6 protein-coding genes are annotated in these 12,795 nt (G+C 38.9%); 1 reads left to right on the top strand and 5 read right to left on the bottom strand.

All coding sequences use genetic code 11. From position 1 onward, the window contains the following. Positions 1-3 precede the first annotated feature (3 nt). Complete coding sequence (dnaJ, locus tag IPH66_03250) at positions 4-1,122, top strand: molecular chaperone DnaJ (GenBank protein ID MBK7128368.1); 1,119 nt, start codon at positions 4-6, stop codon at positions 1,120-1,122. Positions 1,123-1,343: 221 nt separating this feature from the next. Here the strand turns inward: dnaJ and IPH66_03255 are convergent, their stop codons facing one another. The 5 genes from IPH66_03255 to IPH66_03275 all read right to left on the bottom strand — a co-directional run bounded on the left by IPH66_03255 (position 1,344) and on the right by IPH66_03275 (position 12,707). Beyond that, entirely contained in the window at positions 1,344-3,449 is a 2,106-nt protein-coding gene (locus IPH66_03255; GenBank protein ID MBK7128369.1) for an OmpA family protein, read from the bottom strand. Next, positions 3,446-4,441: a PorP/SprF family type IX secretion system membrane protein gene (locus IPH66_03260; GenBank protein MBK7128370.1), complete on the bottom strand. Its 996-nt coding sequence runs from the start codon at positions 4,439-4,441 to the stop codon at positions 3,446-3,448. Before IPH66_03260 ends, IPH66_03255 begins: the two co-directional genes overlap by 4 nt. After that, positions 4,441-8,169 carry a gliding motility-associated C-terminal domain-containing protein gene (locus IPH66_03265; protein MBK7128371.1) on the bottom strand — a complete coding sequence of 1,243 codons (3,729 nt, stop codon included), beginning with the start codon at positions 8,167-8,169 and terminating at the stop codon, positions 4,441-4,443. Before IPH66_03265 ends, IPH66_03260 begins: the two co-directional genes overlap by 1 nt. Before the next feature lie 78 nt (positions 8,170-8,247). Next, a complete protein-coding gene (locus tag IPH66_03270) occupies positions 8,248-9,207 on the bottom strand; it encodes a type IX secretion system membrane protein PorP/SprF (GenBank protein MBK7128372.1) in 960 nt (319 codons plus the stop codon). 20 nt (positions 9,208-9,227) lie between these two features. Continuing rightward, entirely contained in the window at positions 9,228-12,707 is a 3,480-nt protein-coding gene (locus tag IPH66_03275) for a gliding motility-associated C-terminal domain-containing protein (protein MBK7128373.1), read from the bottom strand. Between the last annotated feature and the right edge of the window lie 88 nt (positions 12,708-12,795).

The following is a 12,795-nucleotide window of genomic DNA, read 5'->3' on the forward strand; positions in this document are numbered from 1 at the left end:
ATCATGAGTCAGAAAAGAGATTATTACGATGTACTTGGCGTTTCAAAAAACGCAGATGAACAGGAAATAAAAAAGGCCTACCGCAAAATTGCCCTTAAATTTCACCCGGACAGAAATCCGAATGATAAAGAAGCAGAAGAGAAATTCAAAGAAGCAGCAGAAGCTTATGAGGTGCTGAGCGATTCAGAAAAGCGTTCAAGATATGACCGTTTCGGACATCAGGGAGTTGGTGGTGCTTCAGGTGGAGCTGGTTATGGTGGAATGAATATGGAGGATATCTTTGATCAGTTCGGAGATATTTTTGGAAGCTCCTTTGGTCGTGGATTTGGTGGCAACGGAGGAGGCCAGCGCATGACACGCGGTTCTGATTTGAGAATAAAAATCAAATTAAATCTCAAAGAAATTGCCACCGGAGTAAAGAAAAAATTGAAGGTTAACAAATTAGTAAACGCTGAAGGTGTAACATTCAATACCTGCAAAACCTGTAACGGATCTGGTAGAATTTTACGTGTTACACAAACCATGTTGGGTGCCATGCAAACACAATCAACTTGTCATACTTGTCACGGAACCGGAAAAATCATTGATAAAAAACCTGCCGGTGCTGATGCGCAAGGGCTGAAAAGACAAGAAGAAATTGTTGAGGTAAACATACCTGCCGGTGTAGGTGAAGGAATGCAACTAAAAGTTGGCGGGCAAGGTAATGCGGGTCCATTTGGAGGATATCCCGGAGATTTATTAGTAGTAATTGAAGAAGAACGCCATGAATTTTTACAACGTGACGGAGAGAATCTTCATGCTGAGGCATTTATATCTTTTACTGATGCTGTACTTGGCAATAATATTGAAGTACCGTTGATTGAAGGTAAAGCAAAAATCAAAATAGACCCAGGAACACAAAGTGGAAAAATGTTGCGTCTCAAAGGAAAAGGACTTCCTAATCTCAATGGATATGGTAATGGTGATTTATTTGTGCATATCAACGTGTGGACTCCAAAAAAAGTGAGTTCAGAAGAAAAATCCATGTTGGAAAAACTAGGTAAATCAGAAAATTTTATTCCAAAACCAGAAGGCAGAGAACAAGGATTTTTCAAAAAGATGAAAGACTTTTTTCAGGGGTAGATAATCCTTGAAAGATTGTTTTTTTTTCCTCTCCTCAATCCTCTCCAAAGGAGAGGAAGGCCACTGCACAATGGTTTCCGAAAAGCGCGAACTAACGTCACTTCTTTTCCTCTCCCTTAATCCACCTCAGAATGGGGGAAAACCAAACTGCTAGGGTTTCCGAAAAGTGCGAACTAACGTCACTTCCTCTCTCTTGTGGAGAGAGGAAAGAGGAGAGAGGACTAATGCTCTTCCAATACAAAAAACGCCGTTCTTCTATTCCGCTGGTGATACTCTTCTTGTTTGTCTTTATCCGGAATAGAGTAGATATAATCGGGAGTTAATGTTACTACATTTCCGCTTTCATCTTTCACTTCAGCAGGCATGGTTTCTCCATATCCTTTAGCAACTAATCGTTCAGCCGGTATGCCTTGAGAAATTAAATAGTCAACTACTGACTGTGCTCTGCGGTTTGACAAATCTAAATTGTATTTGTCACTTCCACGTTCATCGGTGTGTGAGCGAATTTCAATTTTTAGATTGTGATTTAGTTCAAGAAATTCAATCAACCTATCTAGAATTTCTATTGAAACAGGACGCAAGTTTGCGCTGTCATAATCGTATTCAATTCCTTCAATGGTGATTTCTCCTTCAGGTATTTTCTCAAGATAAAAATCTTGACGGTAAACTTTTGAGTAGAGTTGTCCTTTTGTCATTACAACCGCTTTATCTGCAAAGTATCCTTTAGCGCTTGCTCTTAAAAATAGTTCAAGATTTGGAATGAGTTCATGTTCGTAATATCCTTTCTCATCTGCAACCAATTCAAAGTGTTCCCATTGATAACTTACATCTTTAAATTCAATTCGCGCATTTGGAATCACTTCTTCAGTTACTTCATCATACACATATCCTTTAATTTTAAATACCGGAGGAGGTTGTAGTACATTGTAAATTTTGTAGCAATGAGAACACAGGGTGTAGAGTGAATCACATTCAGCACAATCACTTCGGTTGGATGTAATAAATCCGTAACGCATTTCTGAGTCTGTGATATAATAACTATCATCATGGGCAGAGTTGATTGGTATTCCAAGGTTCACCGGCATCTCGTAAAAATCTGATTCAGGATCGTAATTGCTTTTGAAAATATCTAAACCTCCCATTGAGGCGTGTCCGTCTGAACTAAAAAAGAGTGAACTTGAAGGCTCATGAAAAAACGGACTTAGTTCATCGTACTCTGAATTTAATGGTTCACCAACGTTATACGCTTCTCCCGTCGGAGATCCAACTTCATCTAAGGCAATGCGCCAAATGTCAAATCCTCCGTATCCTCCGGGTCTGTTGCTTGAAAAATAAAGCCATTTTCCGTCTGATGTGACAAAAGGATTGATACTTTGAAATCCATCCATGTTGACAGTTGAATCTAATTTAAGCGATTCAAAAAATTTCATATCAATCATACGCGCCAGATAGATATGTTTATCCTTCCGGTTTTCATCACTCCAACGGGTATAATAGACAAAATTGTTGAAGATTGCTCCTGAGGCATCGTGCCTTGCTGAGTTTAACGGTCTACCAAAATTGTGTGCACGATCCCAGTTTCCATCTGATGCTTTTTCTGACCAGTATAAATCACATAAATACCTTGAGTCTTGTGTTTCAGGATCAAGAATTACGCCACCTTCACGCGCACTGGTGAAAATAATTTTGTCATATCCATCTCCCCAATACATGGCTGCAAAAGACGAAGTTCCTTTATTGAAAATTACGGTATCACTGAGCGTTACTTCTATTTTTTCTTCAGGCTCTTCAACTTCTAATGCATATCGGCAGCCAGATATTTCTCTGAATGCACGCTTGAGCATGTTCTCATCTATTCCCGGTATTGAAACGTACTTATCAAAAACTGTTTGTGCAGTTTCGTAATCTCCAAGATACATTAACATCAACCCGTAATAATAATAGTCATCTTGATATTCAGAATTTTCTGCAGAAATTTTAAAATAGTTTGCTGCATTAGCGTAGTCTTGACTTAACCGATAACACATAGCCATTTGATGGTTTACATATTGTGTTATGCTAACCGTTTTTTCATTTGGTGTCTGGGCTGAATCTTTTTTTATTTTCTGATTTGACAGGGTTATTTCATATGGCAATACTTGAGTAGACATACCAAGAGTATCATCCAGTACCATGTGATAATATCGCAAGGCAGTTGCATAATCACGTTTTTCATAGGCGTCATCTGCCTTATATAGCCATACTTTTTTTGATTGAGCGAAAAGAGTACTGCTCAACAACAAAGTAAATATCAAAGTTGATACAATTCTGTAAGTGCGATTCATCATAAACGCGGACATATTTTTACATTCTGCGACTGAGCGTTTTGGTGCATGTAAGTGAATGACAATTCAAATCCTCCTCTTCCGGTTGAAGCATCTGACAGAGAAGAAAAATTAATATCATAAGATAATTTGGCGATGTAATTTGTTTTGCGCGCACCAATATAGATTACAGCAGCATCTTTGTTTCTGTAAATTAATCCACCTAATAAAAATGTTTCAGCAGCCTTTAAATATAATCCTACATCTCCTGCAAAAGTTAATTCACTGAATTGTAGTTGACGCATATAAAGTGCTTTTGGAATTATATAAAAAGTTTCAGTGAGGTTGATTCTGACTCCGGTGTGTCCATATATGCGCAAAGGAAGGGTGTTATCGTCTGCAAAAAAAGTTTCATTGGGTTGTAAGATATTAAATGCAGAAACACCAATGAAAGGATTCAGTTTAGATTGTTGTTTAGAAAAATAGTACAACATACCAAAATTTAATTCGGGTACAATAAATTTTTGACCATTAAAATTTTCACCGTTGGAAAGTGTATTATCAAAACTTCCGCCGTTTACTGTGGTGTATTGATTATCGAAAGTATGTAATTGATGTTCTACAGATTTTTGCGTTAACCCTACTTGCAAACCAAATGACAGGTTATGATTTTTTTTCTTATCAATTGAAATAGTATACCCGCATGAAGTAACAAATTGCAAGGCGTTGTAATTCCCGAAACCGGCTCGGTAATTAACAACCTGCGCACCAAATCCCCATTTTTTATAAGGCATATCAAAACTAAGCAAGCCTGTTGTATAGGGTTTAAAATTTACCGCCTTCCATTGCGTGCGATAGTGCCCATGAATGCGCCAGTTTCCTTCAACAACACCTGTCATGGCAGGGTTGAGATACAAAGGGGCTGCATCATACATTGACAAGTGAAAATCCTGTGCGAATGAACGCATACCTGTCAGGCAAAAAATCAGGATAAAATACGTGTGTAATTTTTTCATTATCTGATCAGGGTTACGTCTCCTTCTTGAATAATTGGTTCTCTGCCGGGTGCAACATGAACAATGAATGTCCAGGTATAAACACCAATTGGCGCATCTTCGTTATTGTATGTTCCGTTCCAACCTTCGTTTGGATCGGTAGTTGAAAATACCAGTTGTCCCCAGTTGTTATAAATCTTGAAATCTACTGCTTCAAATGGTCCTCCGCGAATAATGTAAATATCATTTTCATTATCGCCATTTGGAGTGAACGCGGTTGGTAATACCGGCCACAAAATTACCTGAATAGTTTGGGATGTTGTATCAACACAGCCTGCAGTATCAGTAACCTCAAGCGTGATGGTATAAACTCCGCCGTTGGCATATTGATGAATTTCATTTTGATTATTTCCTCCAATTTGGTCACCAAAATTCCAGTACCATTCGTCAATTGCTCCAACTGTTTGATCTGTATAATAAACATTTTCAAGTGCCAATGCAGGCACAGGGTCAACAGTAAACGCCGCATCTGGTCCGGTTAAAACATTAATATTTGAAGTGGTCGTTCCAACGCATCCTGAATCAGAAGTTACACTTAACATTACAGGGTAAGTGCCTGCTAAATCAAAAATGTATGAAGGGTTTTGTTGACTGCTTGTTCCTTCTCCGCTATTAAAATCCCAATCCCAACCTACAATATTGCCTGAGGCTAAAAATGAAATATCTTCAAACTGTACCGTCTCTCCTTGGCATGCATACTCATTTTGGAATAAAGCCACCGGCACTGGATTTACATATACAGCTTTTGTGATTGTGTCGTAGCAATTGTTTGATGATTCCACAATGAGTGTTGCGTAAAAAGTACCTGATCCCATATAAGGGTGAATTGGATCATTTGCAATAGAAGTATTTCCATCACCAAAATCATATTGCCATGATACTATTGTGCCTGAAGAAATAGTAGATTCATCAACAAAATAAGTGTTCTCTGCGGCGCAAGCTGAAGAGTTGCTAAAGTCTGCTACCGGTGCATCTTTATAAATAATGTGTACGGTATCTTTATCGGCAATACATCCAAAATCAGCTGATGTAGTTAAAATAAGATCAACTGAACCGTTACTTAAATCCAGTGCTGAAGCATAATAGTATGGATTAAGAATTGTGTTGGTTGGATCAAAATTTCCTGTACCGGTTGAAGTCCATGTTCCTGATGAAGCAGAACCTGCAAGCAAGCCTCCCAGTGCAACTGGTTCGTTGGCACAGAATGATTGATCTGGCCCTGCAAAAGCAACCGGTGGATCAATAAAAAATATTTCCAGTGAATCTTCTTCCACCGGACAAATACCTCCGCTAGTTTCAAAATGTACCATAATTGATCCATTAATTGTATCTGCAGGATTTACATTGTAGGTTGTGCTTTGAGATGTTGGACTTGAAACAGATCCAAACCCATCAACCGTCCACAAAACAGAATAACCTGTTGTTACTGTTCCATCAAGACTCAATACAGGAAGATTGGCACAAATAGAATCATCAGAAATAATATTTATTATAGGCTGATCAAGAATTGTCACCATCAAACTATCTGCAACAGCCAGACAGCCTCCATTGCCGGTTGATGTAAGCACAAGTGTCAAACTTGACAAGGTAGTATCAGATGAACTCATGGTATACGTTGAACTCAAATCTGTTTCAGACGGAGAAAAACTTCCAGACCCAGAGGTTGTCCAAATTCCGGTAGAAGATGCTCCGGTAACTGAACCTGCAACTGGTACATCAGGTTCACTTGCACAGGTGACTATGTCTGGTCCAGCAAATACTACCGGCGGTTCAGTGAAGTAAATTACTACAGTATCTTTATCATCAGGACATGAGAAGAAACTTCCTGACGATGTAATGATCAACAAAAGACTATCTTCCAAAACATCGGCCGGTGAAGCAACATAAAATGTATTCAAATCAGATGGATCATCAAATGCGCCACCGGTTCCACCAGACCAAAGAGATCCAACAGCATATTGTAATGTTCCGTTCACCGGAATATCAGGAATATTGTTTCTGCAATAATATTGATCAGCACCGGCAGTTACTTGAGGAGATTCAATGAAGGTTACTTTCATGGTATCAAATTCAGGCAGACAATTCCCCGTTGATTGCAAAACAAATGTTAGATAACCTTGTGTGTAATCTGAAGGAGAAGGTGTATAAGTACCATTGAGATTCGTTGGATTTGCAAAAGTTCCGGTACCATCTAAAACACTCCAGATACCGGTAGTAACACCACCACTGACACTGCCTGTAAGATTAATGTCTGTGTTGCCTTTACAAAGCGTTTGGTCAATTCCGGCATCAACATAAACACGTCGGATAAATGAAGACATGTAGTGATATAGACATCCGGTGGTTGCGCCTCCGTTTATAATACCTAAAGAAAAATAATCTGTTGAATTAGTAATAAGATTTGCTGTGCCAGCAGGAATTTGTGCAGTCGTGTAGCTTATTTGCGCACCCATCCAAGCCCCGCCTGTTCCGGGCACCGGACTGAAAGCGCCAGCAGGAACAAGTGCGGCTGAACCATTCAACGTAAAATCATCTTCAGAGCCTGCAGGACATAAAATATCAAGAAGAAAACTTTGTCCATTTGGTCGCGCAAAACTTACCTGATCTGAACCGGCACAATTTAATGGGGGAAGAATTGCTTCACCTAATTCACATCCGTAACCGGACATGTGAAGCATATAGATTGGTTTATCTGCCGTGACATAAGTTAGCTGGTAATCTGTGATAAAAGAATAGGTGTCACCTTGATTTAAAATGGTTGTTACACTTGTAACGCCGTCATTAATCGTTACGGTAGTAAAATTTTCTACTGCCATGGCATATAATGATTCATCAGAGCCACCATTTAAAAATCCTTTATTGACGATATAATCTGTGCCAATTACATCAGTTGGAACAATTTGGTCACCCATCAAATCATAACAGCCACCGCCGCCTGAAGGATTCACAGAGTCATCTGATACGGTAACTGAAACAGGCTTATCTGAAACAATAACTGTTCCTGCTAAATTGTTGCCAAGCACATTTGTATTTCCAACCATATTTTGAACGGTATACACGTTGCCCTTAACTGGCAGAACAACTGAAAATGTTACCCCCGCAGGATGACCGACTATGGCACATTTTGGCGTAATCCAAATAGTGGTATTATCTTCAGAAGCTACAATTGAAATTTGTTGCCGTGGTTGAGTTACTAGGGCATCTCCGTTCAAATCACCTCCCAAGGTTTGGTTATTCCACTTGGTTTGAAATGGAGCAACAAACTCATAGCCCAAACCATTATTTCCTTTGAGTGAATAGGTTTCCGGATTGTAGAATTGTGGAGATCGTGTGATGATGTCATACACTACCGTGATGGGATAATCTGATGTAATGTGAACTCCGGTATTGAGCAAGGCATCGGCCGGTTTACTCTCTAAACTATTCATGATATGCGTTACATATTTTGTGAACAGTGAGTTAGCAGGTACAGTAAAAATTGTATCATACGAGCTGGCAGGTTGCTGAATACGAACCGTGGTAGGATTACCAAATGTTGATATTTCAAATGCAATTGGATCTCTCCACCAGTGGTCAGGTGTGACCCACGGAGCAGCAAACCAGAAATTAGTATCAATCTGAGCTTTGAGCTCTTGACCACCCGCTATGATGAAAAGCGCAATCAACAGTAGTTTTTTTAGTAGTTTCATATGGCGTCAAACTATTGTTTTTTCATTTATTATCTTTTTCTATCTTCTCTAACTCCTACGGCTAAAAAGATCTTCACACTATTCCTGTTTCTTTTTATTATTCTCTTCAAATATTCCGTTATTCAAATCTTCGTCTTCTTGATCTAGTGTAGGTTTTGTTTTAGTTACCACAAAAGTCAACATGAATTCATGTGTTCCATTATTAAATGTTTTTACTTGTCCAAGTGAATAATCAAAAGCATATCCAATATTGAGACGTTTCCAGAAATTTGCTCCTATCACAATTCCTACTGCATCTTGTGTACGCATTGTTAGGCCTGCCCAATATTTATTTTTATAGGTTGTTTTGAACATGGCAGATAATTGGAGCGGAGCAGGTTTTACATATTGCATCATGACAGACGGTTCAAATTCAAATTTTTTCTTTTTGGTTCTGAAAGTGTATCCGGCAACTGCGCTGTAGTGTTCAACCAGACCATAGTTGAAACCGGTAAAAGAGACTGATGAACCAAGAACTTGACGCATGGATGCTGAAACAAAAAATTTATTTGAATACACATATAAACCAAATCCAAGATCAATAGCATTAGTCGACAGAATATTTCCGTTCAAAACATCATCTACCGGATCTGCAAGTTGGGTGTCGTATAACTTAATGTTGTACTGCATATAGCCGGGACGCACGCCAAATCCCATTCTTATTGAATCAGACAATTGGATGTGATAGGCATAACTCAAGTAAATATTAGTGTTTTGAATCAATCCGCTTCTGTCAGACATGAGGGATACACCATATCCATGTTTTTTCTGGTTTGCGTATGAGCCATAAAAGTTTGCATGTAGTGTAACCGGTGCACCATCAAACCCTGCCCATTGATTTCTGTATCCAATATTTGCTTTATGGACATTTTCACTGCCAGGTAAAGCAGGATTATAATAGTACTCATTCAGTAAATAGTTGGTGAAAACATATTGCTGTTGTGCAATGGTAAACTGGCAACTAAGAATAAAAATTATACTGTATAAAAATTTCTTCATGTCTTTTTTGAATCAATTCATTAATTGTTTTCAGTTAAAATAAGTAACGGACCTTGATACACTTCTTCATCGCTGATTTTGATCAGATAGAAATACGTGCCTTCCGGTAATTTTTCACCGTGATAGGTGCCATCAAACGGCTCATTATATCCAATGGCTTGATAGACGGTTTGCCCCCATCTGTTTACAATGATAATTTCAGCAGTAGGATTTAGCAATGGAATAAAATTCAATTTCCATACATCATTATTACCGTCTCCGTTTGGTGAAATGGCATTCGGAATTAATTTTTCAATTTCGTTAGTAACCGTGTTGATTGTAATATCTGTTTTAGCGCTATCTATACATCCCATTATTCCAATTGCATACTGTGTTACCGTATAAGTGCCATTTTCAAAATATACGTTGGTTGGATTTTGATCATAGGATACATTGCCATCACCAAAATAGTATTGCCAGTTCACTGCGTAAGTTGAGGTGTCTATAAAAGTGAATTCTGCACCAACATTTAATCCATTTGATGTATTGTAGTAAAATCCTGCTGAAGGTCTTGGGGGAATATTGATAATTTCAACCAGGGTATCAGAACATCCATTTACTGTTTCAACAATATGTGAAATCACAAAATTTCCTGATCCAATAAATAGTTGCGAAGGATCTTCTGTGGCTTGACTTCCTTGGCCACCAAAGTCATAATACCAATATGTGATTGGATCAGCTGTTGTTGTTGAGGCATCTGTAAAATCTAAAATTACAAGGTTATTATCACAACTTGAGGTATAGTCAAAATCAGCAACTGGTAGTTCAAAAACGTCAACAGATTTAATGGTGGTATCAGAACATCCTGCATCACTAGTTACAATCAACTCAACGTCAAAGCTACCTGGCGCAGAATATAAATGAGAAGGATTTTGTGATGTTGAAGAAAAACCATCATCAAAATTCCACACCCAGTTTGCAATAGTTCCAAATCCGTTCAACGAAAAATCTGTAAAATACATGGTGTCTTCTAAACACACATCACCAAAATTAAAATTAGCAAACGGAGGTGCAATAAAGGTTATTTGAACTACATCAGAAACTGAAATACATGTTCCATTATTTGTAGATGTGAGCGTAAGAGACATGGTGCCTGCAAGCACCTCAGAAGCACTTGGTGTATAGGTAGCATTCAAAGTATTTGCATCAGGGTTAAATGTTCCCGTTCCTCCGCTCCAAGTTCCTGTTGTTGTAGCACCACCAACCGTTCCGGACAAATCAACAGAAGGCTCATTAGTACACGCAAGTATATCACCGCCGGCATAAGTTGTTGGAGAAGGTGTAAAAATTACAACCACGCTGTCTTTTGATTGAGTGCATGATCCATTGTTTGTACTCTGAAAATAAATAGTAATTGATCCACCGGCTACATCAGTTGGAGTTGGTGCATAAGTGCAGTTGAGTGTCAGATTATCAGGCGAGAATGAACCGTTACCACTGGTAGTCCATTTTCCGGTTGTGGTTGAACCGTAAACAACTCCTGAAAGTGCAAAACCTGGGTTATTTGCACATGCATAAATAGTATCATCTACTGCATCAGCAAAAGGAGAATCTGTGATTGTTACAATCATAGTATCTGTTACCACGTTGCAGGTAGTTGCACCGGTTGATGTCAATACCAATGTAACACTTCCCGCTGTAGTATCTGCAGCTGAGGGAACATATACAGCGTTCAAGGTAATGTTGTCAGGAATAAAAGTGCCAGATCCAAGACTAGACCAGACACCGGTTGTTGATCCTCCATAAACAGATCCATCTAAGGTAACGTCTGCATTGTTTGCACAAACAGTTTGGTCTGCTGATGCATTCACAATTGGAGCAGGGTCAACGTGAAGAACTAGGGTATCTTTCATTACAGGACATGGCCCGGTAGATGTGAGTATAATATTGATTGGAGAAATGATGGTATCAAGTCCGCTTGGAATATAGACATTATCAAGTGCTGTGAGTCCTGATGAAAATGTTCCGTAACCAGAACCCCCCCAGATACCGGTAACAGATCCGCCACCAACAATTCCGTTCAGAGTGTAAGGCACATTGGCACAAATAGTGTCTTCTTCAAGACCTGCATCAACAAACGGATATGATTGGAATTCTGAAAGCCATGCGTACGATAAATCTGTTCCTGATTCTCCATGCACAACAGCAAGTCCAAAAATATCTCCACTATTTGTTACAAGATGGTATGAGTTCACCGGTACATCCGTTGTGTTGAAATATTTCTTAGCGACAACAAATTCTCCTGATGTTCCGGGTACAACGGTAAAATCACCTGCAGTGAGCAATGAGGCATTTCCGTTAATTTCAAATTGATCTTCAAATCCTGCTCGGGTGTAAACAATTAATCCTAACGAATCAGATTTTGTTCTGGTAAAAGTTTGTTCGTATTTGCCTGCACAAAAAATGGATGGCACTTGTGCACCGGCCATACTGCATCCAGATCCTGTGACATGCCAAACGTAAACAGGTTTATTGGTGTGAATATAATTGATGTCATCAGTAAGTGAATAGGTATATGTTTCGCCCCAGTTAATTACGGTTGATGTTGTTCCACTGTTATCAATTGTAATATTGGTTGAATTTTGAGTTGCCATGATGTACACCTTTTCTCCTGATAATGTTCCTTTGTGAATGATGTAATCTGTTCCAATGTAATCAGTGGGAGTAATTTGATCAGCTACGCTAGATGTGCATCCACCGGTTGTGAGTGCGCCTGAAAATAAGGTAACAGCAATTGGTTTGTCAGAAGAGATAATTGATCCGGCAAGAGAAGTAGTGGCGTTGACATCCGTATCTCTTCCGCTGTAAGTTTCGCCTTGATCCAAATTGATGCTGTAGGTGACATTGGCCACGTGTCCGGTTATATTTGTTCTTGGCGTGATTAAAACGGTAGTGTTATCTTCAGTAGCAACAATCTCAAACGAACTGAAAGTTGCAGGCGCAACAACTGCATTATTCCATGTTTTTTGAAAAGGTGTATAAAAGTTGGTTCCAATACTTTTATTTCCTTTGAGTGAAAACATTTCGCGATTACTGGATGCTGCAACTTCATAATATGCGGTGATATTTGCCGTAGATGAAATTTTTAGTCCGGTTGTATTGATGGTGTTGGCTGAAGGGCTTTCAATTTGAGCAATGTAAGGGGTGAGATTGATGCTGTCATTGTCATTAGCTGCCAAGTTAACGGTTAACGGAATAAATGCTCCGTTTGCAGGTTGGCTCACGGTAATAGTAGCCGCATCAGAATATGATTGAAATTTCAGATAGATGGGTGACTGGCCTTCGGCACTTGAGATATCAGGAGCAGCAAACCAGAAAACAGTGTCTTGTTGTCCATATACCTGAAAGTGCAGTAGCAGCACAAGAAAGAGGTAGAAGTATTTTTTCATCATTTCAATAATCATCAGAGCTTTAATCTTTTTCGTTCCACAAACTTCACGGAAATCTGTAAATATAAACATTCTCAGATTTTTATAGATGAGTTGCCAGTACTTATCTCAAGACGAAAAAAAACCTCAATGGTTGAAGATTGAGGTTTATTCAAAAAAA

It is taken from the genome of Crocinitomicaceae bacterium (genome assembly GCA_016708105.1).
Taxonomy (GTDB): domain Bacteria; phylum Bacteroidota; class Bacteroidia; order Flavobacteriales_D; family Crocinitomicaceae; genus JADJGJ01.